This window comes from Lentisphaera marina (assembly GCF_028745505.1).
GTDB classification, from domain to species: Bacteria; Verrucomicrobiota; Lentisphaeria; order Lentisphaerales; family Lentisphaeraceae; genus Lentisphaera; species Lentisphaera marina.
Genome location: NZ_JAQZZL010000001.1, coordinates 1,972,664 through 1,998,696, shown reverse-complemented (window position 1 = coordinate 1,998,696; position 26,033 = coordinate 1,972,664). Strand labels below are relative to the sequence as shown.

Here is a 26,033-nt window from a genome sequence, read left to right as displayed (position 1 = left end):
TATTCACTAACTTTTATTTAACACAATCATAATCAGGTATAGATACAATTTTATGAAGCCCAAAGACGAATGCGGTATTGCCGCAGTATATGCCCTTAAAGGGGGATTGCCCGATACTGAAACCGACCTAGGTTCCTATATTCCCCTCATGCTGCAAGATATGCAGAATCGTGGAGAGCTTTCCGCAGGCATAACAAGCTATGATCCGAAGCGTAACTACTTGTTAAAAACGCATAAAGCTTTGGGTCAAGTCAAAGAAGCTTTTAAAATTAACCCCAGTAATCAGAAAGCCATCGAAGAAGCTACTAGCGGTTGTGCTGCAATTGGTCATGTCCGTTATGCTACCTGTGGTAAGGATGATGTTAACTACGCCCAACCATTTGAACGTGAGCACGGTCGCTTACACAAATGGTTTTCTTTTTGCTTTAATGGTAATATCGCCAATCACGTTGAGCTTAAAAACTACCTTGTAGAAAACAAGTTATATCACATCAATCTCGAGTCTGATACAGAAATTCTAATGCACTACTTGGCTCGCGAAATTGCCGAGTTTGAAGATGGCGATGTGGATTACGTACAAATCTTCAAACGTTTAGCTCACAGTTTTGATGGTGCTTGGTGTCTATCCATGATTGATGCTCAAGGCGATTTAGTGGTCGCCCGTGACCCTTTGGGTTTTAAGCCATTAAGTTATGCAATTACCGATGACAAAGTACTTGTAGCTTCTGAGTCAGTAGCTATTTGGAACCGTGGTGTAGGTGATATTAAAACTCTTGAACCAGGTCATTTACTACGAGTCACAAAAGATGGTGTAAAAGTAGAAAAATTTGCTGAGTCAACTCGCAAAGCTCACTGCTTTTTTGAATGGATCTACTTTTCTAACGTCGCATCTGACATTGATGGTGTAAACGTATATGAATCACGAGTTCGCGCAGGTGAAATGTTAGCGAAAAAAGAAACTCTAACAATCGATGATGACACAATTGTTGTTTCAGTGCCTGATACAGCTAAGGCATCTGGTGATGCGATGGGCTTTGAACTCGGTGCAAAAGTTGTCGAAGGATTGTTTCGTAACCGTTACGTAGGACGCTCATTCATTAAGTCCGGCAATAGTAGAAATAAAGTTGTTCAACAAAAATTCACTCCTTTACCTTCGGTTCTAAAAGACAAAAAAGTTATTTTAGTTGAAGATTCACTCGTTCGTGGAACAACCCTAAAACATATTATCAAAGATATGAAAGAACGTGGCCAAGTTGCTGAAGTTCATTTGCGTATTGCTTGTCCTCCTATCCTTTCACCTTGTTTCTATGGCATTGATATGTCGACACTAAAAGAACTTTTTGCACGTCAATATATTGACGTTGATGGTACAGAGTCAGATCTCTCTGAAGAAATTCGCACAAAAATGGCGAATGACCTCGGAGCGGATTCACTGACATACTTGTCTCATAAAGATATGGCTGAAGTCATTGACCTTCCTTATGAAGATCTTTGTATTGCTTGTGTCAATAGTGATTATCCGACGGCACAAGGTAAAAAGCTCATTGTTAAAGCACGTGAAAATGCAAGAGATGGTATAGAAGGTCGCTCTTATTAAATAGGGAATAGACTTAATAGTTATATTAAAAAGGGCCTTTTCTGGGCCCTTTTTTTGTTAGTATCAAACATTAATTGATAAGAAAAATTTACATATCATGAAACAATTGCAAAAAAACCTTGTTAAGCATTAAATATATATACTATAATTAATGTTGACATATAAAATAATGAGCGTGAATATATTTATGAAAATTCAAATTTTTCTGTAGACATGTTCAAAAAATGTTTTATAAACATTGCTTATTAGTGACTTATGAACATTATTAGGGTAATACAAAAAAAGTAAATATTTTGAAGAATTTTTTCATTACATTATCAATGACTCTTATCCTCTACCTACCATTAGAGGCGCAAGAAAATAGTAATAATGTTGGAAAAAGTAGTATAGTCATTAATCCAGATGGATCAAAAACCATTACCACTTATGGTGTGAATGAGCAAGGTAAAGATATAAAAACTGTCACGACAATTAAAATTACAGATTTTTTAGATGGTTCAAAACTTATAAGTAAAAACATAAAAGTTTTTGATTTAGTAAACAAAGAAGAAGTTCTTTTCAAATCTTTTGTGCAAAACTCTATTATAAGAGCTACACCTAGAGACTACAGAAAAGTTAATTCAAATACTCCAACAAATGTAAGTCCAGATGGACTCTAAAAACTAATTGATAAAGCTGGTCCAAACGTACCAAGCACTAAAGGCAAATAGACATATAATACTGAAAACACTCCAAGTTTTCATAAGTTTATTGGGCTTATCTTCATCAGCAATCGTTTTATCATTCATAACTAAATAATTGATAAGAGCTAAAATAGGCGCCGATACAAAAGCAACAACCGTGGCTAAAACAACTAGTTGCCCCATGCTTTTCATGAAAAACAGAAAAATCACTGTAGTTCCAATAACTGTCAGACCAAGGAAGGCTCGATAAATATTTTTTGAATCAGATTTACGTTCAATTCCTTCCTTTTCATTTTTAAGAATTAATACTGCTTCATCTAAGGTTCTTGGGTAGGCATCTAAACAGGTTAAGGTTGTGCTGATCATAGTAGCCAATGCAGCCACACCAATAACAGGGTAAGCCCACTGACCTAAAGAATCTGTATAGAGCTCTATGAGTTGACCTGCAAAAACAGTGCCTTTAGGGGAGGGCGTCTCACCACTTCCATACATTACCAAGGCACCTAAAGCTAAAAAGCACATAGCCAAACAGGCGGTTCCAATATAGCCAATTTTGAAATCGAACATAGCTTGTTTGACATTAGCTTTACTTCCTGAACTACGGTTGGCTTCTTCGGACCATACAGAATGCCACACCGTTATATCCATCGGAGCTGGCATCCAGCCTAGAAATGCCGCTAAAAAGAGTACATCACTTAAGTTATTGAATGAGAATAGTGGAGCTTGTGATTCATGGAAGCCACCTGGAGCTTTAAATAAAACGGCGAGTAGGGCAAAGATAGTGGTTATTGTTAAAGTCAAAATAACGACTTTCATGACTTTATCTAAAAGACTATATTTTCCGAAAAACAGAATGCTGGCTGCTAATAATAAAACGATAATAGCAGCGTAATTAATCGGGATATTGACGCTGAAAAACTTCAAGGCAATAGAAGTGGTTACAATTGTTACAGCGGCCTGAATGAGACACATAGTTACTAAAGTCATCCCAATATAGGTAAAGAGGGCCCATTTACCGAGTGCATTGTAGCCATGAAGGATGTTTCGACCAGTGAGTGCCGTGTACTGAGGACCAAATTTATAAAAAGGATATTTAATTAAGTGAATTAAAGGGATGAAAATAAGTAGTAGAAAACCATAAACTGCGCCAGCTTTTGTGGAAGAAACTAGGTGTGAAACACCGACAGCAGCTCCGGCATACATGAGTCCGGGGCCTAAATTTTTGATAATTTGATTGAATTTTTGTAGCATTATAATCTGTGTTGAGAGTTAAAGTTGGAAATAGGGGGTGAGTACCTTAAAGGATTATTGTGAAACACAGTAATCTTACATGAAACACATAAATACTTGGTACTTTTACAAATGAATTAAGAAATGACTGCTTTTTGCATAATTGTCTTGAGGCTTACTTTTGACACATGTGTTTATAGACTTTTCATCGACTCTACTTGTTTGCGTATGTACTGAGCTGCATTTCTACAAGTCGACATGCTTCCCGGTCCAGTACCAATACGAGGTGCGACTTCCATTAGATCAGAAGCTATAATTGCAATGCCTTGCTTTGGAAGTTCCTCGATTAGAGTGTTGATGTGATGTGGATATAAGCCGTTGGGAATTGTATGCCCACAGGCAGGAGCTAAAGAACTATCGCTGGCTGATATGTCATTGGAAAAATAGACTTTGTTAATACCAAGAGAAAGTAAGTAATCACAGCAATCATGTGCATAAGCCTTGGGGGAAGTTCTTAAAGTCTCTTTTCCCGTGAGAAGTTTTTGTCCGTAAGTTAAGGCTTTGTTGTCTCGAACCCCCAACTGTATGATATGTTCAGGAGCTATAAATTCTCTCATCAGATTATAAAGCCATGTGCTATTGGTGATTTCAATACCACAAAAATGTGGTTCTAGATCACTATGAGCATCGAAATGAATCAAGCCAATTTTATCATCACCTTTTAATTGAACTAAGGTTTTTGCCAAAGCCCATGAGCCGCTTTGGTCACCACCAATCATTACAAATTTCATTTCCGGCTTAATTAATAAAACTTCTTGAACGAGCTTGGAACACATATCTATGGGGGAAACTGGCATCTGCAAACGTAATTCTTCGTTTAAGTCACCATATAAAGCAGCTTGTGAAAGTCTGATTTGCTCTTCTTGAAGTAGTTTATCAGATAGAAATTGAGGTATGATATTGAGATTGCCCAAATCAAAGGCAGGAGCTGAAAATAGGGCTTTACGAATAGCATCCGGCCCTTCGGAAGCGCCTCTAACGGTAGAAGACCCCGCATCAGATGGGTAGCCGAATAAACACACCTCATGATTAACTAAATCTTTTAAGTGTTCATCCCATGAAGTCTGTAAATTAGGCATCCAGGACTTCAACATATGTGAGTCCTGATCACCTGGAGGACGCACTAAGTGTTTTATTATTTCTAAAGATTTTTCCATCATGACACAACTCAAAATTTAAAAATTAAATATAGATGGAGTTTTTTTGCCTACTAGGTCATAAATTCAATGTCTTATAAAGAAAAGTCATATCCTTGACAGGAACTAAGGAAAAGTTCTTAAAAAAGCCTTCAGAGCTTTTTTAGTTTGTAAGTTTTGGTCTATCTTTGTGATGATTTTAAAGATTAATTAAAGGACTCAAAGATGTCAGAAGCAATAAAAACAGCACTTTTCGACAATCACGAAAAACATGGTGGCCGCATAGTCGATTTTGCTGGTTGGGCACTCCCCGTACAATACGATTCAATTATTAAAGAACATCAAGCTGTAAGAGAAAGTGCAGGGGTTTTTGATTGTTCCCACATGGGGCAGTTTTTTGTGTCTGGACCTGATGCTAGTAAATTTGTAAATTACATGATTTCTAATAATCTAGACAAAATTGAAGCAGGGCGTGGATTGTACACCGGCTTACTCTACGAAAATGGAACTTTTGTTGACGATATAATAGTTTACAAAAAAGCTGAAGACAATATTTTCATGGTTGTCAATGCGGCCAATGTAGATAAGGATTTTGCATGGTTTAGTGAAAAGCTTAAAGAAGGCAGTTTTGATGCTAAAATCGTTAATCGTTCTGATGAGTACTCCTTACTAGCTGTCCAAGGACCTCAAGCACCTGAAAAACTTGATCAATTGTTTCCAGGTCTATATGGGCAGTTGAAAACTTTTGGACATTGTGAAATTGAATATTCAGGTCAGACTGGACTCATGTGTCGAACGGGTTATACAGGTGAAGCAGGGGTTGAACTCATCATCAAAAACGCCGCGGCAGGTGAACTTTTTGATGCACTTATTGAAATCGGCGTAAAAGCCTGCGGTCTTGGTTCACGAGATTCCCTTCGTTTGGAAAAAGGTTTTTCCCTCTATGGCCATGAAATTAATGATCAAACAAATGCATTAGAAGCCGGCTTAGGCTGGGTCTGTGATTTAAATAAAGATGACTTCATTGGTAAATTAGCATTGGAGGAGATCAAAGCAGCTGGAACAACGCGTAAGTTAGTAGGGTTTAAAGCGACTGTTCGTCCCATTCCTCGTGATGGAGATAAGCTTCTTGATAGTGTCGGAAAGGAAATTGGCTTTGTAACTTCTGGTACCATGAGTAAAGCACTCGACTGTGGCATAGGTCTAGCCTACATTTGCAAAAATTATTCAGCTGACAAAGTACAAGTACAAACTCGACGCAAGCTAATGGAAGTTGAACTTTGTGGCCGTAGCTTCGTTTAAAACGTTTAAATATAATTAATTTAGGTAGATTTATGAGTATTGATATTAAAAAATTGAATGAAGAAATGCGCCATGCACACCCTTCAGAAATCATTAAAAAAGCAATCGAACTGGGTGGCGACCGTCCCATGGTGTCAACTAATTTCCGCCCATTAGAGGCAGTCGTATTAGATATGGCCACAAAAGTTAAAAACGATATTACAGTCGTTTGGGTAGATAGCGGCTACATGATGCCTCACACCTATGCTTTTGCAGAGAAAACAATTGAGCAACTAAAGTTAAATATCGATGTTTATGTGCCAAAAATCACTGCGGCAAGATTTGGTGGTGATGCGGCTATTCCTCAGGCGGAACAAGAAGAAGAACTTGTGGCTTTCGCAGAAATTTTTAAGCTCGAGCCTTTCAGACGTGCTTTAGCTGAAGTTAACCCTAGTGTTTGGTTCACTAGTTTGCGTCAAGAGCAGAATCAAAACCGTGCGGCAATGGATATCTTTGATATGGATTCTAATGGCATGCTCAAATGTAATCCAGTATTTTATTGGTCAGAAGCAGATATGGAAGCTTATGTAAAAGAAAATGATCTTCCCGACGAAAAGCGCTATTTTGATCCTACGAAACCATCACTGAATCACGAATGCGGTTTACACAAGAGCGGTTTCTTAAAGTAATCCTGTAGGCCACCAAAGTAGTTTTATATGGCCAGCATATCAATTCCGCGACATTATACATAAGATATATTATGCGACATGACTAATCAGAGGTTTAAAAGAGTGTTTGTTTGAGTCATTTAAAAAGATATATACGAGCTCGAGCTAAAGATTTTGAGCAGATCAATATTATTCCCAAGCCTCAGTTTCTGAAGCTTGGTCAGGCTTGCTTTGTTTTTGAAAAGGAACTAAGTATTGAAGTTCTATGTGAATCAGCAGTTTACGCAAGTGAAGTTTTACGTAATGACTTATGCGCTTCATTAAATATTTGTAATACAGCTAGAAAAAGCATTCTTTTTGAAAAAACGGATATGCCTGAAGAAGCTTATTCAATAGATATTGAGTTAAATAGTATTTTGATAAAAGCTCATGATTCTGTAGGTTTTTTGTATGCTGTATATTCATTAAAACAGCTACTTCCAATTGGAGACATCAACTTAATTGGCCACAATATCCCCCTACTTCAAATACGTGATTTCCCGAGATTTTCTTGGCGATCTTTTACCTTAGACTGTTCGAGACAATTCTTTTCGGTAGATACGCTTAAACGACTTTTTGATCAATTATCCTTTTATAAAATAAATGTATTTCATTGGCATTTATGTGATGATGAGGGCTGGCGCTTAGAAATTGATTCCTATCCAGATTTAACAAACAAGGGCGCCTGGCGAGGCCCGAATGAAGTGTTGCCACCGGATCGTGGTTCGGGGCAAAAGCGTTACGGTGGCTTTTATAGCAAAGATGAAGTGCGAGAGCTTATCAAATATGCTGCATTAAGAGGTATAGAAATTATCCCTGAAATTGATATTCCTGGGCACTCTCTCGCCATAGTGAACTCATACCCAGAAACGAGGTGTTCGCCTGTCTCACCAGAGATTTTAGAGAAAGGTGTAAAACTCAACACAATATGCCCTTCTAAAGAAACAAACTTAGAATTCATTAAAAATATTTTAACTGAAGTGGCGGACTTATTCCCATCGAAATATATCCACATTGGAAATGATGAAGTTGAACGAAGTCATTGGGCAAATTGCCATAGCTGCCAAGGAGCAATGAAAAAAAATGAATTTATGTCGAGTCGTGATTTACAAAACCTATTTTTCAGACAAGTACATCAATTCATTAAATCCTTAAACAAAGAAGTTGTGGCATGGAACGAGAGTTTAAGTGACCCTGAAATGCCCAAGGATACCACAATTATGTCTTGGGAAGGTGTTGAACCCGCAAAAGAAGCTCTTTCAAGAGCTGTACCAGTTATTTTATGTCCAGGACAATATTGTTATATAGATATGGCTCAAGGACCATTTGAACGCGGTCATTCTTGGGCAGGTTTTTTAGATATGGAAAAAGTCTATTCTTATGAAGTCAGTAAAGACCTGGGTAAATTAGATTTAGTGAAAGGCTATGGCATCTGTCTATGGGCCGAGTATTTGGATCAGAAAGATTTTATTTGGAAACAAATCTTTCCTCGTTTACTTGCCGCAAGTGAAGTGGCTTGGTCTCAAAATAAAAGTTGGGGTGGCTTAATAAATCGCTACAAAAAATTCCATTGCTATTACTTAAAAGAGGCGCAGTTAATTTCGAGAATTAATAAAGCCGAATTGATCTATAAAGATGAGACTGTTTCAGTTATCAAACAATCACCTCATGATCAAATTTATTTTACTGTAGACGCTAGTCTACCTAACGAAGCTAGTGAGTTGTACCAAAGTCCCGTAGGTATAGAAGATGTTAATCTCTTTCGAGCACGACTTTTAAGTCCATGTGGCACCTGGTCTGAATTGAGTCCCGTACCAAATTTTGATGATATACAAGTGAAGTCCTATAGACATTTTCCTTATAAGCTTAAAACGTATCGTAAAGCACGCTATCAAGAACCAGAAAGCAATGCAGGCAAAGGAAATCGCGAACTCTATGTCTGGGTCCCTACTCCTTATATGCCTGGTGAATATATTGATTTTACTTTTGACACAATCCTAAAAGCTAAACACTTAGAAGTTCGCACTGGGGTCCCAAAAACTTTGAGAAGTTTAGTTGAAAAGGCCGACCTATTTTATTCTAATGATGGTGTGGACTTTCAAAAGCTAACAGAATTCCATAACGGTATTGCACAAGTAAAAATTGACTCTTTAGAAATTAAATTATTGCGTATATTATTTAATAAAGAACAGAGTGAATGGACAGCAATTCAAGAATTGCTTATTAAAGCTTAAGAGCTTTTCTGTAGCTTTTTTTTAAAGCTTATTTTTTCCACAAGCCTCCTGTAATTCCTTCCCTATCCTTTTGATATCGTGCGCCAAACCTTATCTTAACAAAACACAACAAAGTCTTAACAATAAAGATTCTAATAGTCGGAGTTTTCTAAAACTGAGATGACGATGGATCACAAAAACAGGAAGAAAATGAAAAAATTCTTACTTTTGTCAACGCTACTGATTAGCTTGATTCTCTCTACTTTCGCACAAAGAGAAAGCCCTAGTTCTCCAACAGTATAAACTGAGATCAATACATCCGAAGTTAACACTTCTGTGAAACTCGACCCCAAATTAGAATCACAAGAAAATCTTGTCAAAAGCGAGCAAAAAGAAGTTGTTGAGGTCAAAAGTCTAAAGAAAAAGTACATTAAACTCGACTCAAAAATCATTCAAAAAATGATTTTCTCTTTGTTAGGTGGTTTAGGTATCTTTTTATTAGGTATGCGCTTCATGTCGGATGGTATTCAGAAAGTTGCTGGTCCTTCTCTTAAAAAATGTATTAAAATGGTCACCAATAATAGAGTGCTTGCCTGTATTGCGGGTGTATTTTTAACTGTATTAGTACAATCATCTTCTGTTACCACTGCTCTAGTCGGTTGTATTCTTACTGTTATTGTTCAATCATCTTCAGCTACACTCGGTATCACAATTGCCCTAGCAACAACGGGCGTCATCCCATTCGAAACGGCAGCAGCACTTGTTTTAGGTGAAAATATCGGTACAACAATCACTGCATTTCTTACTTCAATTGGTGCCTCAACAAATGCTAAACGAGCCGCATACTTCCACATATTCTTCAACTTAGTTGGCGTCTTTTGGATAACCTTGATTTTCTCTCAATACATGGACTTTATCACATGGTTCATGGGGCGCTTTAAAAATATTAATGCAACTGCTATAGAAATGGTTGATGGAAAAGAAGTCTTAAGCTATCCATACATGACTGCTGGTATCGCTATGTTTCACACTATTTTTAATGTTGCCAATGTGGTATTCTTTTTACCTTTCACTGCGGTTGCAGCAAATATCCTCAATAAAATTGTCAAAGACAAAAAGGTTATGGGTGATAAATACCTCATCAACCTCGACTTCCAAATGTATGATTCACCCTTCGCGGCTATTGAGCAAAGTGCACATGAAATCAAGAAAATGGAACACAAGTCTGACCTCATGTTAGTTGATCTCAAGAATTTCATTGAGGGTAATGGAGATCACAAAAAACTAAGTCGCAATATTTTCCGCGTCGAAGATATTCTAGATAAAGTTCAAACCGAAGTTACTGACTTCCTTACAGATGTCATGAGCCAGGCACTCAACACAGATGAATCTGAAGAAGCTAAGAAGCAACTCTTACTTGCGGATGAATACGAATCTATTTCTGATTACATCATGACAATTATTAAACATTTCAAACGTCTTGAAGATAACAATTTAGAATTCAATGATATGCAAAAGAAAGAAATCTTAGAACTCCATGAGATGATTTCTGCCTTCTACAAAAAGATTCAAAACCCTGATAAGAATGATCAAGCCATTCACTCTGAAGCATCAGTTCGCTCAGAGGAGATTACTGCGGAGATCCGTAAATTCTCTTCAAATCATTGGGAACGCCTTTCTGATAAGCGTATGGACCCATTGCTCAGTACTACTTTTACTGATGTTATCAATTCATATAGAAAAATTAAAACTCTCATCCTTCATGTGGCCGAAACTCGCGCAGGAATAAAGTAGTTCTAATAAGTCAGTAAAAAAAAGATTAAGCTCTGAACTAAGTTATGTTCAGAGCTTTTTTGTATTTGTGATTAACACCCACAATAACCAACCTAGTCTTAGTACTTAAAGGTGATCTCCATAGTTTGTAATACCATGATTTTGAAAAATCTCTCTCCTCTTTAATTCCGCTTAGTTTGAATAAATAAAAGTAAGGAAGAGGCACTATAAAAGTGTTTTTAAGGTGGAAATATTTATTAGTTGTTCAAACTTTAATCTGAAAGATTAGAACCAGAAAAGATTGATAAAATGAAAGTTGATATAGAAAGCCTTAAAACACGCTCACCTTATAAAGATTATTTTCCAATTGATAAAAATGCTGTAAATAAAAAACTCACAATCATAGAAAAAAATGGCTCTAATCAAGATGAACCTATTATTTATTCTTACGTCAAAAACGTTGGTTATGTCGTCATTTATGGGCATATCGTACTAGAAGCTGCTAAACTAGCAGGACTGATTAATGTCGAAGCAACTAGGATTGATTTTGATGATGAAGAACAGGCTTTAAAGTATGCTCTTGATAAACAAGCTGATGAAACAAAGCTCACTAAGCCACCAAGCAATAATAAAACAGAACATACTGTAATTGAAGAATCACCTGAAACTGAGGAAGAGTACATTGAGCGCAGAAGTCGTGATTATGCCAAACAAATTGGTGACCAACTTCGCTTAGCAGGCTTTGATTCAGATCAGATAAAGTATGTTTTATCTATAGTAGAAGTCTAAATCACTTCAAATTCACTTAGAAATCTGCACCATCACCTCAAGAGGAAATAAAAGAGGTATAGAACGGCTACAATAGTAATAAGATGTAAGAACTTACGAAATCTGGCCGCCCTATTGACTATGTCTTTATTGATTTTTGCAAAAGCTTCCGGATCGTGCTTCTTTAAAATCTCAGTCTGCTGAGCAATAGTTAAATTTTTAAAATCTTTAGCAAGCCGACCAGATTGTTTTGAGGTAGTTTCCTCTTCTCTTATATGGGCTGATTTGTCTGTCTCTTTCATATATTATCAAACTCACTTATAATTCTAAAGTTTTTCACTGCTAAAAGTATCTATAGATTTAAGTTAAGAACACACCTGCTTAGTCATTTTAGTTAAGCCTTTGTATCCAAACTTGCGTAAAAGGGGTATTTACTTTTATCTTCTTCCTTGAGGTATGTAGCCCATCTGTTGTAATACCAAATCCATTGATCAGGTCTAGCTCTCACTAAACTTTCCATATATTCTAATAACTTGGCCGAATAATCTTCCTCTGATTGACAATCTTTGTAAGTAAAAGGCAAAGCTTTATACGAAATAAAAAACCCCTTGTCTGTTCTATGGCAATCTATCATGAAGACATCAGGATCAAACTTTTTGGCAAAGGTAGCCGGACTACGACTAATGGTTGCATCTAAACCAAAGAACTTAGCGTAAACGCCTCCTTGATGGATTTTGGTGTTTTGATCTACGAGAAGCCCTATAGTTTGCTTTGTTTTTAAACTTTGTATGAGAGCTCTCACGGCGCCTTTTTCATGCGTAATTTTTGCGCCTGTAGCGGTGCGTCCTTCATACATTAGTTTTTCGAGAACATTATTTTTAATTCTTCTCGCAACAGAAGTAAGGACTTCCGATGAAATACTGTAGTAACTTTGCGCTGTGACTTCCCAGTTCCCCATGTGCATGGTAAGGAGTATACATGGTTTTTTAGTTTCGTTTTCACTACGCTTTTTTTGAAAGGCCTTGATGGAAGGCTCATCCCATTCAATATAATTAATGATTTTATCTTCACGGCCTTTAAACCATAGGAATTCAATAAAGACATTAAATAAACTTGCCATAGAATTCACACTGATTTTACGCGCTTTATTTTTATCTAAATCTGGAAAAGCAATTTTCAGATTTGCTTTAATCGTACGTTTTATAGTAGGGATATATAAAGAAAGTCGTGCAAGCAAAACTCCTACTCTTCTAGCTCCGCGTAAAGTTAAGCATTTGACCACAAGCATTAAGCAGTAGATGGCTCCAATCTCTAAAGGACGTTGGATTTTTTTTCTGATTTTTTTTATTTTTTTAGCCATAATTAAACGTGATGATACGGGGTGCCCTTTTGAATTGAAAACATACGATAGAGTTGTTCTAAGAAAAAGACTCTTATCATTTCATGTGTAAAGGTCATTTTTGACAAACTTAGAGTAAAGTCCGCCCTACTATACTCCTCTTCTGTAAAACCATAGGCACTTCCTACCACAAAAATGATTTTACCTGAGCAGTGGTGAGCTTTCTTTTCGAGCCACTTCGCCCCATCTACAGATGTGAATTCCAGACCTTTTTCATCTAAGAGTATAAGTAAATCTCGAGGACTTACAGCTTGTATGATTTTACTGTCTTTCCTTTTATCGACGGAGATATCCGCGAGTTCTTTGTAAGTAAGTTTTGCATAGGGCTGGAGCCTTTTAAGGTACTTATCAATGCCTGTTTGTATCCATTTTTCTTTAGTTTTCCCTATAACGAGAAAGTCTACTCTTAACATGTTTTTATCCTGATAGAGATATTGTTCTTTAAACTAAATCATGGTAAAGCTTATACGATTTAATACTTTATTCATTGAGTAATTAAAATTGCCTCAACAATAAAAAGGACGAGGAAAACTGATTAGTTATTCTTGTGAACTTTTCTATATTTTGTAGGTAACATTCCCATGTGTTTGGTAAACTGGCGTATAAAAGTACTATGATCATAAAAACCGACATCTTCGGCAATTTTCTTAAGTGCTTTTTTAGTTTTTATCAGGTCAACACAAGCATAGTGAATACGCATTTTTATAATATAAGTCTGAGGGGTCACAGTTAGTACTTCTTTGAAAATATCACCGAACTTTCGTTGCGTCATATTTAGACTTTCTGCTAATTCAGGAATACTGAGGTTTTTCCGAAAGTTATCTCTAATGAATTCTAATACAGGTGAAATAGTCAAATAGGATCCAAGCATCTTCTTCATGTAGTCATGGCTCGATGTCGTACTTGCAACACCTATGATCTTTCCATCTTTATTATGAACGGGTAATTTATTTGAAAAGTAACAATCAATTATACCATCTTTATTTGGTGCTAGCTCGGCCATGTTATAGACGGCTTCACCCTTCTCCATGATTTCTTGTTCATCTTTATGATATTTGTCAGCTAAATCGAACTCAAAAATATCATAATCTGTTTTGCCTATAATTTCTTCTTCAGACTGAAAACCGCAACGTTCATAAGTCAGCTTATTAGCAATCATGACTCGGCCTTCAATGTCTTTCACAAAAAAGTACACTCCCATGGAGTCACTCAGTAATAAATCAAACCTGTTATAAGTCCCTAATTCATCAAGGAATTTTTCTTGTAATTTTTTCATAAATATTCTTTTATATTATTTTATATAAATCTACTTAAATGATAAAAAAGTACAATCGCATATAGTACCATCTTAGTGAAGATTTTTATTAATCAATATCGAAAATTACCATTATGGGGAGGATTGATTAGGAGTTAATATCTAACTCGCACAGATTTTATGGTTGCGATGGAATTAAAGCATAACGCGTTTTACTCTCTGCAAAATTACTAGTTTTAAAAGTAAGGTGAGTCAAGGTTCTTTTGTTCAATGCTTTTTTATACTCAAAGACCGCAAGCACTTCAAGGATTTTTCCATCATGACGGTATTTAAACTTTCCTACGACGACACCTCCTGATCTGCCCTTGCCTATTTCACTCATCCCAGGGACTTTTACGAGAAGAGCTAATTGATCATTTGTATCTATCAAAACCTCTTTATTAATCACATCTTCTAGGTTTATGCGTTTTTCTTGTTTATCAGTTTTGTCAGGCCAATAGTTTTTTACAGTTGTCTTCAAAACTTGGATTTTTCTACCCGCCAACCAATCATCAATATCATCTTGGATATCTTTAGCATTGATTAAAGAGCTTAAGCTCAACAATGTGAGTAATAAGAACTTCATATCCTATCCTTCTATTTTTTTATGATCTAAATACTTTAATTGTCATTTGTTAAAAATCATGATTTTATTTAGCATACGGGCAATAAGAAATAAATATTTTAGTTAATAGTGTTGTTCACATCTAATTATAGAATCTTTAATATTCGTTTTTCTTGTTAAATAGTTATCAAACATCTTGGTGTTTTTATAACGAAATCCGCATATTCCAATCAAAAAGAAACAAAAATAAAAATAATTTCCTTAAAATTCGTGTAAGTATTTTCTAATTTTTGAACCTGTATTATATATATCTAGCATACTTAAAAATGGAGTTTATGGTGAGTAAAATTTTATTAATCTTAATTGTTCTGTCTCAATTGAGTCCTCTGGCTTGTTACGCCGCTGATCTAAATAAAGAAACGAATGATCTTTCAGAACTAATTCACAAGCATATGTTTGTTGAAAAAAAGAAAAGTCGTCAAATGTCGATCCTTATTGACCCCTTCTATGAGAATCAATTAAATGCCTATAGATTGAATTTAAAAACTTTCCACTTTCACGATAAGAGCACAATAAAATACGATCGTGATATCGTCCTAAATTCAGATACACAAATTGATATACCCATTAATTTCAAATCTAAACCGATCGATATTCCTGTTTCTCTGTCTGCCGAATGTACTCATAAACTCTTTCCAAATAGTGACCCTATAAAAGTTGCCATAAAAGATAAGTCGAAAAAATTTAAATTAGCTAATGGTAAAGAATTTAAACTTCTTTCGATTAATAATAAATCTTTTAAATTTTCGACTCCTCAAAACTCAATTTTTTCTTTCAAAGCATATGACAAAAAAGGTCAGGTCATTGTTGAGACTGATAAAAATGAATTCTCTTTAAGTAAGCAAGATAAAAGCAAAAAAATATACACTGTGGAAGTCATTTTAATTGCAGATACTTACAAAGAACCTTTGCAATTATCTCTTAATTTCGATAGTGTTTATGCAAAGAAAATTGATACTATCCCATCTGATACTTATTGGACTAGAGAAGATTTTTCAAAAAGAACGATAAGTCCAGTACCTTCACTCATTGATGACACAAGTTTAGAATCGTTAAATTATAAACTCATTGAAGATAAAATTGTTTTTTGCCAAGAAGACAAAGCCTTTTCCTTTAAAGAATATATGAATATAATCAATGATGAGTCAATTGTACTCTTAGGTGATTCTTACATCAAGAAATTAACGGCAAGTTATTTCGAAGATAACTTCATAAAAACTATTGATCTAAATAGTAAAGAAGACGCACAACTAGCCATCATTAAATCAACTACCCTTGCACCCAGTGAACAATTACTCATTGAGGTTGATCGCAAAGAGAAGCGTGGGTCACAAAGTATTAGCATTGAAGAAAATACGAGTTTAGAAGTTCAATTCAATGAAAATCGTCTTAGTTATCAATTTGTAAAAAATGGTCAAGTAGTTGATTTAGCAGAAATCACTCCCTTTCCTATTACTTTTGAAGCTGTGTATAATAAAGACGGTATTGCACTCCAAGGTACAAGTAATGACTGCTACTGGGGCTATCCACAAAAGTTAGTTCTTTCAATTCCTGTGAAAGCAAAAACCAAATCAATCGATCAAATCATAAATATTGTTGATTTGTCTCAAGAACAAGAAGATCAACTTTTATCTAACTATGATAAGGTTAATAAGGTTGCTGAAGTTATGGCTTCTATTCATTCTTTAAATAACCTCCTTCCCCAAGAGAATGGCATTATTTTTAGTGAGAATTTAGCGGCTCTCCACTACCTCAATAATAATAATAATAGTAAAGTTCTAAGTCACTACCAACAGGACGTAGCGAACTCTGATCCTAAAGGGCAAAAAAAGTTCAAGTACGAAGTCAAAGCTTATATGGGCTATTACATTACTGTCAATAATAAAATAGAAACTACTGACTCTAACTTTTTAGATATTCAAAAACTGAGCTCTTCTAAAGATTATGAGTATAATGGCGATGACCTTGATTTTCTTGGTATGAAAAAGAAAGACTGGGGTCTCATTGCCATCCCTGTAGATCCTTCAACTATGCCCCATCTCTACTCAAACTATGAACAATATTACAAGTTCTTCGATAAGCAACAAGACGCAAAACCAAGTAGTGTCTGGAAGTCTGGCTGGTCCAGCCTCTAACTGCCCCTGACATAATACTTATTCATGGAGAGTTACCCTCTCCAATCTAGGTTCTTAGTTTCCAGTGCGTCTCCAGGCTAATTTGAGGGCGTTTTCTAGGCTGCCGATGTCGGCTTTATCTTGCCAAGCAATATCGAAAGCTGTGCCGTGGTCGACGCTCGTGCGAATAATCGGCAAGCCCAGTGTGCTATTCACTCCTCGATCAAAAGCGAGCATTTTAAAGGGGATGTGACCTTGATCGTGATACATGCAGAGGAAACCCTCGAATCGTTCGCGAATCGCGGGGACAAAGAGTGTGTCCGGTGGGAAAGGTCCTTCGATATCAATACCTTCTGAGCGCAGGATTTCTAAAGCGGGAATTACCGTATCAATTTCTTCGCGCCCCATATAGCCACTTTCTCCTGCATGGGGATTGAGTCCTGCAGCAGAGAGCGAAGGATTCACTAGGCCTTCTGCGAGGCAAGCTTTGTGCAGCAAGCGCCCTGCTTGCAGTATTTTGTCGACTGTTAAAGCTTCTGGGACTTCTTTGAGGGATATATGACAAGTGGCAAATACACAACGCAAGCGATCGGCACTCTGCATCATATTGAATTGATCACACTCACAGAGTTCGGCAATGAGCTCTGTGTGTCCACAAAAATCAATTCCTGCTAGGTTAACAGACTCTTTGTTTACTGGTGCCGTAACAATAGCTGAATACTGTTTTGCGATGACTGCACGAGTCGCTTCAACGATCAAGTCATAAGAAAACTTACCACAGCTTGCCGAAGCTTTATTTTTCTCCCAGCCAGATTCGAGCGTTAAAGAAAAGTCATCGTAATAGAGCGTGTTATCTTCCCAGCTTTGAGCCTCATCATATTTCTCTACTTTGAAAGTGGGAGCATAGAGTTCACAGGCTTCTTGTAAAACATCAGCTCGGCCTGCCACTACAAAAGGGAAATTAGCTTTTGCGAGTTTCGCAAAAGCTTTTACAGCGACTTCGGGTCCAACTCCAGCGGGATCGCCGCTAGTTAAAATCATGGCTTTTTTATTCATCTTCACTCAATAAATTTAGGGCTAGTTTAGTTTGCTGTTCAGGTAAAACTTTTTCACCTTGATGGTAAAAGAGTACCAATTCATAAGAATTACTATTTTTAATTTTTTCAATAATGGCATCGGGACTTATTGTCGCTCGTCCAAGTGCTTCGGCAGTTTGCCATGATTCATCAGTAAAAACTTGATACACGAGTTCCGAACATACAATCTTATTAAGTGTTTCTACATCAAAACTAAAATCGTATTCTTTGCCTAACTGACGGAAGGCATTGTGCATGTATTTTTTTTGACTCTTCAAGGTCATTTGCGATTTCCGCACAATGGCAAAATCATCCACATTCATGAAGTGGTCTACTGTGTTGAGTACAACTCCTTCACGCAAGGCTTCTAAAACCACTTTGCCTTCCCTTATTTCTTGCTGATAAGGACGTATTAAATCATCTCCCCAAAGGCCCAAAGCTTTCAATTCTTTTTCTGTGCCGAGATACAGCGCCACATGACCAAAATGTCCCGGGATAAATTTATCTGTTAAACGAAAAGGGGTTTTTTCTAAAAGTATATCTAAGGGTTGAAGTGTACTGGCGACTTCTTTTAAAACTTCTTTATTATCATGTAAGAGCCCCATGCGACTCTGAAAGACTCCCATACCATTGCCAAAAGCTTCACTCACTTTAAAGAGAACTTTTTCATGTGAGTCAAACAAAGAGGACGCACGGTAAGTCACACGCTCGGATATACTCGTAGAGAAGTCACCTATCGTACTTTCTTCTTGGATTTTCAAAGCGGAAGGTGATTGCGAGATTAGCACCGCTAAGTACTGTAAATAATCATCCCCTTTAGCAACATTTAAATCTGTAAACGTTTGGGCAAATAAATCCATTTTTTTACGAATGATTCGACGACGACGTCCTGAATAAAACGATTTGACCACTTCGCGATTGTATTCTGCGGGTATCTGATAATCAACGCTCCCCTCCAAAAACAAACTTTTTACACGTTCGTGTTTTTCTAAAAGCTCCATAGAAAGAGCCATGTTATCATAGAGCGTTACTGCTACAGCCAAATTGAGGCAGAGTCCCTTGTAATAATGTTGATCAGACCAATGATTAAAAGTACGATCATAATAATTGCGATTACTCTTCAAAAGACTATAGAGTGCATAACGAAGCTGAACAAAATTATTGTTGGCCTGTACCAACTTTAAAATCAATTCCCCCTTCAAAGGACCTTGAGTCTTTTCTACTTCTTTCGCAAGTGTGAGTATATGCTGACGGTAAGAAAGGCTCCATTCATGCAAACGGGAAAAGTAATGGATAGAAGCATCGAGAATGGACTCTTCTGTTTTTATGCGCTCATCTAAAAATTTATCTTTAAGATTTAAAGTTTGAATTGCTTGAGGGCTTAAATCTCGTCGTACACCAACTTCTTGTAAGGATTCATCAATGTATGATTCAGTCGTATTTGTACATGAGCCTAGAAGTAGACTTAGAACAAATGTGACAAATAAATTTTTCAACATAACTAAGCAGCTACTGGAGCCCCTTGATTCATGAATAAGTAAGCGCAATAGCCACAATAAACTAACAAGAAAAAACAACCTTCTAAACGAGATAATTTCTTTTGAGTCCATAAAACTGGAAGCAGAGCAACCATTAGAAAGAGCATTACTCCCAAGTCGACTTTATTGATCCCCATGGCATCTATGGTTTCAATCATGGAAGTAATTCCCATAATTGCCAAGAGATTGAAAATACATGAGCCAATCACATTGCCTAAGGCCATGTCGCCATGTCCTTTCAAGGATGCCATTATCGATGCTGCTAACTCAGGTAAACTTGTTCCGAGTGCGACAATAGTCAAACCTATTACGGCTTCACTAACTCCAAGGCTAGCGGCTACTGTTGAAGCCCCATCGACAAATATGCTACCTCCATAGGTGACGCCAGCTAAACCAGCTAGGATCAAGCCAAATAAAGCGAGAGTGGATTTATCCGATGGTTTAACTTCATCATCAAACTCATCTTCAACTTCTTTGCCTTCTTGTTTAGACATTTTAAGACTAAAGATGACATAAGCTACGACCATTGCAAAAAGCACAAGTCCATTAGAAAAATCCAATTGTCCGTCTTGTATCTGCAGAAAAAATGCGAGCGCCGCAATAATAGCAACAGGGACATCAATTTTAATCAGCTGACTTTGAACCGCTATGGGTTTTAGCAAAGCCGCGATCGCTAGGACTAAACCTATATTACAAATATTTGAGCCGATGACATTGCCTAGTGCAATATCATCCATGCCATTTAAAGTTGCTTTTATACACACGGCAAGTTCGGGGGCAGATGTGCCGAAAGCGACAACTGTTAGTCCCACTACCAAAGGAGACATACCCCAGCGCAAGGATAAACCGACGGCACCATCTACGAGCCAATCACCACCATAATAAAGTAGTAATCCCCCGCCTATAATTAATAAAATTGCCTCTATCATTTTTTCCTAGAGATCTACTATATCGTAGACTTTTATTTTCTTGACTAAGGGTTTTAAAATGAGCTTCACCGTTGCCTGGTGATCTGGGTGATCAATATAAGTTTGAAGGTCTTCTTTCGTCTTAAAAGTTAAGAAAATGCCAACATCAAAACTATCGTCAACTATGTCGCGATCGCTCATCAAAGGTCGGCCCACACCAACGTCAAGAACTCCAGGGATTTTTAAGAACTTTTCACTAGCTTCAATCACCATCTTGCGGTGTTTTTCGTTATCGGGTTCATTGAGCCAAGTTAAGACAACGTGCACAATGCGAGGATCGGGTTCTCTGTGACTTTGGCAGCTAACAAAGAGTAAGGTGATACAAAGTAATAAAAACTTTTTCATATATGAACTTCCTACAAAAACGGGCGGTCAAAAGCGCCCGTTTTAATTAACTGAGTTTTTTGTTGATCATTTGAATAACCATCGGCGGATTCGCCTTGCCTCGTGAGGCTTTCATAACTTGCCCCATAAGGAAGTTAACAGCATTCTTTTGACCTTCTTTAAATTCACCAACTGCTTTTGGATTAGCCGCAATAACTTCGTCAACCCAACCCTCTAAAGCGCCAGTGTCATTTTGTTGAACGAGGTCAAGATCTTTAGCAACTTGTTCAGCTGATTTGTTTTCTTCGAGAAGTACAGGAAGAATCTTAGCGATAGCACTCTTAGAGATAACATTGCCTTCTTGAAGTTTAACAAGATCAATAAGATCCTGAGGCTTAAGCTCTGTTTCAAATAACTCTTTTCCTGCTTCAGAAAGCAGGCTATTGAGCGTATTCATCATCACATTTGCCACAGTTTTTGGCTTTTTAACACCTTTTGCGGCTTCCGCAAAGAAGTCGGCATTAGCTTTATCTAAAGTCAAAACATGAGCATCATACTCTGTCACCTTAAACTCGTTAATGAACTGTTCGCGATAAGCTTTTGGTGTCATCGGCATTTCTGAGCGCCATTGCTCAATTTGGTCTGAAGAAAGTACGACTGGGGGAAGATCTGGCTCTGGAAAGTAACGGTAATCATCTGCAGTTTCTTTGAAACGCATATGAACTGTTTCTTGACGAGCATCATTCCAACGACGTGTTTCTTGGTGGATTTCTATGCCCTCTTCAACCATCTCAGTTTGACGTTCGATCTCATAATTAATTGAAAGCCAAATGTGGCGTGTTGAGTTGAGGTTTTTAATTTCTACTTTTGTACCGAAAGGTGTTCCAGGTTTGTGAATCGAAATATTCACATCGCAGCGGAACTGTCCTTTTTCTTGGTCACAGTCAGAAATGCCACCATAGCGCATGATCTGTTGTAATGACTGGACATAAGCATAAGCTTCGTCAGCTGAATGCATCTCTGGCATTGATACTGTCTCGAGAAGTGGTACGCCAGCACGGTTGTAGTCAACAGTTGAGTGTGTACCATGGTGAGTTGATTTACCGACGTCTTCCTCGAGATGAATACGTTCCATACCAATTTCACGTGGTTCAATCATTTCACCTGAAAGTCCTTTACCACCGATTGGGATCTTACCCGCTTCAACGAAAGGCAAATCAAATTGAGTGATCTGATAGTTCTTTGGTTGGTCAGGGTAAAAGTAAGACTTGCGGTCAAATTTTGAGTAAAGAGCTATTTTTGAATCTGTCATCAAACCTGCTTTTACAATTTGGTTAATAGCTTCTTGGTTAACTACCGGAAGCACACCTGGGTGTGCCAAACAAATGGGGCATACATTTGAATTTGGCGGAGCGCCATACTCATTTTTACAAGAGCAAAAGACTTTACTTTTTGTCTTTGCTTGAACGTGAATTTCTAGACCAATAATGACTTCGTATTCTGACATGATTAAAGCTCCACTTCTTTAAGTTCTACAGCAGCATTTTGCTCATAGGCATATGCTAATTGGAGTAATTTTTTCTCACCTAGTGCTGGCCCCATAACTTGAAGTCCAATAGGCATTCCTTTGCTATCTTGACCACAAGGTACAGAAATACCACAAGTACCCGCTAGGTTTACCGATGTAGTGAGAATATCTGCTAAGTACATCTTCATGGGATCCTCAGAAGACTCTCCAGATTTAAAGGCCGTTTCTGGAGCAACTGGTGCAACAATAAGGTCACATTGCTCATAGGCTTTCTCAAAGTCTTGGCGAATGAGTGTACGTACTTTTTGAGCGCGGTGGTAATACTTGTGATCTTCGTAGGAAGATAGCACATAAGTACCGAGCATGATACGACGTTGAACTTCTTTACCAAAACCACGTGAACGGGTTTCGTTATACATCTCGAGGATATCATCAGTTTCTGTGTAGCGATTACCGTAGCGTACGCCTTCAAAACGTGCGAGGTTGGTGCAAGCTTCTGCCGTAGCAATTACATAATATGTTGCAATTGCGTACTTCGTGTGAGGAAGCGATACAGGCACGATTTCTGCACCCATAGCTTCCAATTTAGCAATAGCTGCTTGAACAGAGGCTTTTACATCAGCTTCCATACCTTCAACTTCAAAGTACTCTGCAGGAACGCCGAGCTTCATGCCTTTGATATCGAATCCTTCAAGTGAGGCTTCAAAATCAGTAATTTTACCAGGAAGTGCAGTCGAGTCTTTTTCGTCTTCGCCATTGATAATATCAAGGATCAAGGCTGAGTCGCGTACGTCTTTTGACATAGGACCAATTTGGTCCAAAGAAGATGCGAAGGCCACTAAACCAAAACGAGAAACGAGACCATAGGTAGGTTTAAGCCCAACAATGCCACAAAATGATGCTGGCTGACGAATGGAACCACCCGTATCAGAACCGAGCGCACCTAAAAATTCTTTTGATGCGACACCAGCCGCTGAACCACCAGAAGAACCACCAGGAACGCAATCGAGGTCGTGGGGATTGCAAGTCTTTTTGATCTGAGAAGTCTCAGTTGTTGAACCCATGGCAAATTCATCCATGTTAGCACGTCCGAAAACAACGCAACCCGCTTCTTTTAATTTGCGAACAACAGTGGAATCATAAACGTTAACAAGGCCATCAATAATAGATGAAGCACATTTTGATTCTTCACCTTCTTCAACGATGTTATCTTTGATTGTTATGGGCAGACCATCGTAACGACCGAGGCTAGAACCAGAGGCACGACGAGCATCAGAGGCATCAGCTGCCGCTAAAACTCTTTCATTATTGATGCTTACTAGGGCACCTACTTTTTCTTCAACTGCGTCGACACGAGCTAAAAGTGCTTCACATAATTGACGTGAAGTAACTTCACCTGCAGCAAGCTTGTCTGCTGCTTCATGTAATTTTAAATCAATTAAACTCATTAGTCATTATCCTCGAGAATTACTGGTGTACGATTCATGTTATCTTCTGTATCAGGGAAAGTCGCAACCACTTTTTCAACTGGAACTGATTCACCAACTTCGTCTTGGCGAATAATGTTTTGCATATCAACTGCAAAGTTAGTGCCTTCAACGCCGTCAAGATCGAGCTCCATGAGCTCATTTACCATTCCAAGAATATCATTCATCTGCTTCTGCAAAGTCACTTTTTCTTCATCATTTATGTTCAATCGCGAGAGCTTGGCAAAGTGCTCTACATCAAAATCGCTCATTCTGAACCTCTATTTAATTATATAAAAAATTTAGTCACCAAAACTATCGCCATCTGCCCCCTGTTCAAGCCCCTCATCAAGGCGAATACAAACTTAGTTAAAAGCTTCTTGTGAGCCTAGTGATATGAACAAAAAAATAGCCCACAAAAGGTGGACTATTTTTAAATATAAAGCTTCAGAACTTTAATCGTTTAAGAAAGATTAATCCTTACTAGCTTTTGGAGTATTTGGACCGCTTTTGGGCAAAACAGGTTTTTTGATGTAATCCATTGGGATCTCACCTTTTAAGGCGCCTAAGAAATCAACAATTCCCTCAATATCTTTATCACTTAAATCTCTACCGAGCTGGTGTTTCCCCATATACTTAACCATTTCAGGCAAAGTTTTTACTGCACCATTATGTAAGTGGAGCTATTTCAGTAAAATTTCTAAGCGAAGCAACTTTAAACAATTGTTCTTTATTAAGCAAAATTAATAAAAAACCCACAATAAATGATAACAATTGAAACTGAAAAGATTAGAACCTTAGTAGTGGTCTCTATTATCTAAATTCTCAATCATTTGTAGATAATAAGTACTACACTCTTTTAAAGAGGGACGTGCATGGACATTCATATCGAGCATGAATTCTAAAAATGCTGGTAGTTGATACTCTTTTAAATGACTCCAGTAATTTTCTCTTTCCTTACTAATTCTGGAAGGGCTGAATTCTTGAAATGGACTTTGTCCAGTTAAAAACAAGATAGTTAAAATACCTAAAGAATACACAGCGGAGTGCTCATCATGTGGGCGATGACTAATAGTTTCAGGTGCAAGTGAATCAATAAACACATGATGGTGTTCATTCATTTCTTCAAATATACCATCACGCACACCATAGTCACAAAGCTTAACATCACCATTTTTGTCCAACATTATATCTGTTGGTAAAAAAGCTCCAAAAACGTTTTCTTTTGCTAAGTCATCCGCAATAACAGATGTTTGATAGAGGATTTGAGCTGCCTTTCTTGCATTGATCTTACCTTTCTTCTGAAGGTAAATATTCATGCGGTAATGGGCGTTGGGGCGCGTTACAAAGTAACCAGTTTCATCATGTTGGAAATAGCGTGGATTTAAATAGTTCTTGACTTCGAGGTGTTTAAGTCTTTCCAGACGAGCTTCGAGTTTTGCAGGGTCATGCTCACCTAATTCCAACTTTTCATAAGTTACCACATCTCCATAGAAGTCGTGTTTCTTATTGTATGCCTGAAATATATTTAAGCAGGGAGTTTCTGCTATATAATTTTCGTAAATAAACTTAGGTGTTTCTACAGGAACGCGAATTTTTCTTTGGCATTGATGACAAGAAATTTTATCAAAAAGGTTTTGAATATTAGTACAGTTCTTAAAGTCACATTGAGGGCAAATAATGCGAATAGCAAAGCCCTCTTCTTTTTTCTTAAGCGCAGGGATTTTTATCTTAAGGCTACCCCCAGACGAGGCACTAACTTGAATATTGTCAGGCTTTTTGATACGAATAGTATCTGATTTAGTGAGCATTTTATGAATATCGAGGTCTTTCGCTACAATCCTCAAAGTATCAGAGGACTTAAGATCTTTTTTCAAATCTTTCGTTGACGTATCGCTCATTAAGTATTCTCCAAGTAAAAAGACAAAGTATTCATATTTTATGTCCTAAGCTCAAAAATTTAACAATCTTTTAATATAAAATACAAAGGCACTAATTTTAGTGTCAATTAATTAAAAAACGATTAAGGCATCTTAATTTAAATTCAAGAATAAAATGATCATTATTTCCAATAAAGGTTTGATGATTCAACACTTTTAGATTATATATTTACTTAAACAACAAGGTATAAATGAAATTTTTGACTAACAGTATTTTCTTAATAAGCATCTTGACCTATGTCTTAGCAGGCACAGTTCCCGTCTGGACATGCTTAAAAGAAAACACCCTTCACATTAGTAAAATCTGCAGTTT

General features: G+C 37.2%; 24 protein-coding genes. 8 read left to right on the top strand and 16 right to left on the bottom strand.

Features of this window, described 5'->3' with window-relative positions; all coding sequences use genetic code 11:
- The first annotated feature begins 52 nt into the window (after positions 1-52).
- Both PQO01_RS08235 and PQO01_RS08230 read left to right on the top strand, forming a co-directional pair.
- Positions 53-1,597: an amidophosphoribosyltransferase gene (locus PQO01_RS08235; RefSeq protein WP_274313545.1), complete on the top strand. Its 1,545-nt coding sequence runs from the start codon at positions 53-55 to the stop codon at positions 1,595-1,597.
- Between the two features lie 293 nt (positions 1,598-1,890).
- Positions 1,891-2,256: a hypothetical protein gene (locus PQO01_RS08230; protein ID WP_274313544.1), complete on the top strand. Its 366-nt coding sequence runs from the start codon at positions 1,891-1,893 to the stop codon at positions 2,254-2,256.
- A 3-nt stretch (positions 2,257-2,259) separates the two neighbouring features.
- Here PQO01_RS08230 and PQO01_RS08225 read toward each other — a convergent pair whose 3' ends face one another.
- Both PQO01_RS08225 and PQO01_RS08220 read right to left on the bottom strand, forming a co-directional pair.
- The gene (locus PQO01_RS08225; RefSeq protein WP_274313543.1) at positions 2,260-3,531 is read right to left on the bottom strand and encodes an NRAMP family divalent metal transporter; all 1,272 of its coding nucleotides are present in this window, start codon (positions 3,529-3,531) and stop codon (positions 2,260-2,262) included.
- Positions 3,532-3,704: 173 nt separating this feature from the next.
- The gene (locus PQO01_RS08220; RefSeq protein ID WP_274313542.1) at positions 3,705-4,730 is read right to left on the bottom strand and encodes an arginase family protein; all 1,026 of its coding nucleotides are present in this window, start codon (positions 4,728-4,730) and stop codon (positions 3,705-3,707) included.
- Positions 4,731-4,931: 201 nt separating this feature from the next.
- Here PQO01_RS08220 and gcvT point away from each other — a divergent pair, with 201 nt between their 5' ends.
- The 5 genes from gcvT (at position 4,932) to PQO01_RS08195 (ending at position 11,469) form a co-directional block, all read left to right on the top strand.
- The gene (gene gcvT, locus PQO01_RS08215) at positions 4,932-6,008 is read left to right on the top strand and encodes a glycine cleavage system aminomethyltransferase GcvT (protein WP_274313541.1); all 1,077 of its coding nucleotides are present in this window, start codon (positions 4,932-4,934) and stop codon (positions 6,006-6,008) included.
- Between the two features lie 32 nt (positions 6,009-6,040).
- Positions 6,041-6,676: a phosphoadenosine phosphosulfate reductase domain-containing protein gene (locus tag PQO01_RS08210; RefSeq protein ID WP_274313540.1), complete on the top strand. Its 636-nt coding sequence runs from the start codon at positions 6,041-6,043 to the stop codon at positions 6,674-6,676.
- A 110-nt stretch (positions 6,677-6,786) separates the two neighbouring features.
- Positions 6,787-8,928, top strand: a complete 2,142-nt coding sequence (locus PQO01_RS08205) for a beta-N-acetylhexosaminidase (RefSeq protein WP_274313539.1) — start codon at positions 6,787-6,789, stop codon at positions 8,926-8,928.
- A 315-nt stretch (positions 8,929-9,243) separates the two neighbouring features.
- Positions 9,244-10,701: a Na/Pi cotransporter family protein gene (locus tag PQO01_RS08200; protein ID WP_274313538.1), complete on the top strand. Its 1,458-nt coding sequence runs from the start codon at positions 9,244-9,246 to the stop codon at positions 10,699-10,701.
- Positions 10,702-10,989: 288 nt separating this feature from the next.
- Positions 10,990-11,469 carry a ParB/Srx family N-terminal domain-containing protein gene (locus PQO01_RS08195; protein ID WP_274313537.1) on the top strand — a complete coding sequence of 160 codons (480 nt, stop codon included), beginning with the start codon at positions 10,990-10,992 and terminating at the stop codon, positions 11,467-11,469.
- A gap of 32 nt (positions 11,470-11,501) precedes the next feature.
- Here the strand turns inward: PQO01_RS08195 and PQO01_RS08190 are convergent, their stop codons facing one another.
- The 5 genes from PQO01_RS08190 to PQO01_RS08170 form a co-directional block, all read right to left on the bottom strand.
- Positions 11,502-11,750, bottom strand: coding sequence for a hypothetical protein (locus PQO01_RS08190; RefSeq protein WP_274313536.1), 249 nt, complete (start codon positions 11,748-11,750; stop codon positions 11,502-11,504).
- 92 nt (positions 11,751-11,842) lie between these two features.
- The gene (locus tag PQO01_RS08185; protein ID WP_274313535.1) at positions 11,843-12,808 is read right to left on the bottom strand and encodes a lysophospholipid acyltransferase family protein; all 966 of its coding nucleotides are present in this window, start codon (positions 12,806-12,808) and stop codon (positions 11,843-11,845) included.
- 2 nt (positions 12,809-12,810) lie between these two features.
- Positions 12,811-13,260, bottom strand: coding sequence for a 23S rRNA (pseudouridine(1915)-N(3))-methyltransferase RlmH (locus PQO01_RS08180; protein ID WP_274313534.1), 450 nt, complete (start codon positions 13,258-13,260; stop codon positions 12,811-12,813).
- A gap of 122 nt (positions 13,261-13,382) precedes the next feature.
- Positions 13,383-14,123: an AraC family transcriptional regulator gene (locus PQO01_RS08175; RefSeq protein WP_274313533.1), complete on the bottom strand. Its 741-nt coding sequence runs from the start codon at positions 14,121-14,123 to the stop codon at positions 13,383-13,385.
- 157 nt (positions 14,124-14,280) lie between these two features.
- Entirely contained in the window at positions 14,281-14,727 is a 447-nt protein-coding gene (locus PQO01_RS08170; RefSeq protein ID WP_274313532.1) for a hypothetical protein, read from the bottom strand.
- Between the two features lie 317 nt (positions 14,728-15,044).
- Between PQO01_RS08170 and PQO01_RS08165 the strand changes: the two genes are divergently transcribed.
- Complete coding sequence (locus PQO01_RS08165; protein ID WP_274313531.1) at positions 15,045-16,901, top strand: hypothetical protein; 1,857 nt, start codon at positions 15,045-15,047, stop codon at positions 16,899-16,901.
- A 54-nt stretch (positions 16,902-16,955) separates the two neighbouring features.
- Here PQO01_RS08165 and pdxA read toward each other — a convergent pair whose 3' ends face one another.
- From pdxA to PQO01_RS08120, 9 genes are all read right to left on the bottom strand, one after another.
- Positions 16,956-17,936: a 4-hydroxythreonine-4-phosphate dehydrogenase PdxA gene (gene pdxA, locus PQO01_RS08160; protein ID WP_274313530.1), complete on the bottom strand. Its 981-nt coding sequence runs from the start codon at positions 17,934-17,936 to the stop codon at positions 16,956-16,958.
- On the bottom strand, positions 17,929-19,455 hold the full coding sequence (locus PQO01_RS08155) for a YiiX/YebB-like N1pC/P60 family cysteine hydrolase (RefSeq protein WP_274313529.1): 1,527 nt from the start codon (positions 19,453-19,455) through the stop codon (positions 17,929-17,931). The genes pdxA and PQO01_RS08155 overlap by 8 nt, the downstream gene beginning before the upstream one ends.
- Before the next feature lie 2 nt (positions 19,456-19,457).
- Complete coding sequence (locus PQO01_RS08150) at positions 19,458-20,423, bottom strand: calcium/sodium antiporter (protein ID WP_274313528.1); 966 nt, start codon at positions 20,421-20,423, stop codon at positions 19,458-19,460.
- 6 nt (positions 20,424-20,429) lie between these two features.
- Complete coding sequence (locus PQO01_RS08145; RefSeq protein ID WP_274313527.1) at positions 20,430-20,807, bottom strand: Dabb family protein; 378 nt, start codon at positions 20,805-20,807, stop codon at positions 20,430-20,432.
- Positions 20,808-20,853: 46 nt separating this feature from the next.
- Positions 20,854-22,293 carry an Asp-tRNA(Asn)/Glu-tRNA(Gln) amidotransferase subunit GatB gene (gene gatB / locus PQO01_RS08140; protein ID WP_274313526.1) on the bottom strand — a complete coding sequence of 480 codons (1,440 nt, stop codon included), beginning with the start codon at positions 22,291-22,293 and terminating at the stop codon, positions 20,854-20,856.
- 2 nt (positions 22,294-22,295) lie between these two features.
- Complete coding sequence (gene gatA, locus PQO01_RS08135) at positions 22,296-23,762, bottom strand: Asp-tRNA(Asn)/Glu-tRNA(Gln) amidotransferase subunit GatA (protein ID WP_274313525.1); 1,467 nt, start codon at positions 23,760-23,762, stop codon at positions 22,296-22,298.
- A complete protein-coding gene (gene gatC / locus PQO01_RS08130; protein ID WP_274313524.1) occupies positions 23,762-24,052 on the bottom strand; it encodes an Asp-tRNA(Asn)/Glu-tRNA(Gln) amidotransferase subunit GatC in 291 nt (96 codons plus the stop codon). The genes gatA and gatC overlap by 1 nt, the downstream gene beginning before the upstream one ends.
- 201 nt (positions 24,053-24,253) lie before the next feature.
- Complete coding sequence (locus PQO01_RS08125) at positions 24,254-24,412, bottom strand: hypothetical protein (protein ID WP_274313523.1); 159 nt, start codon at positions 24,410-24,412, stop codon at positions 24,254-24,256.
- A 165-nt stretch (positions 24,413-24,577) separates the two neighbouring features.
- Positions 24,578-25,681, bottom strand: coding sequence for a protein kinase domain-containing protein (locus tag PQO01_RS08120; protein ID WP_274313522.1), 1,104 nt, complete (start codon positions 25,679-25,681; stop codon positions 24,578-24,580).
- Positions 25,682-26,033: the final 352 nt, after the last annotated feature.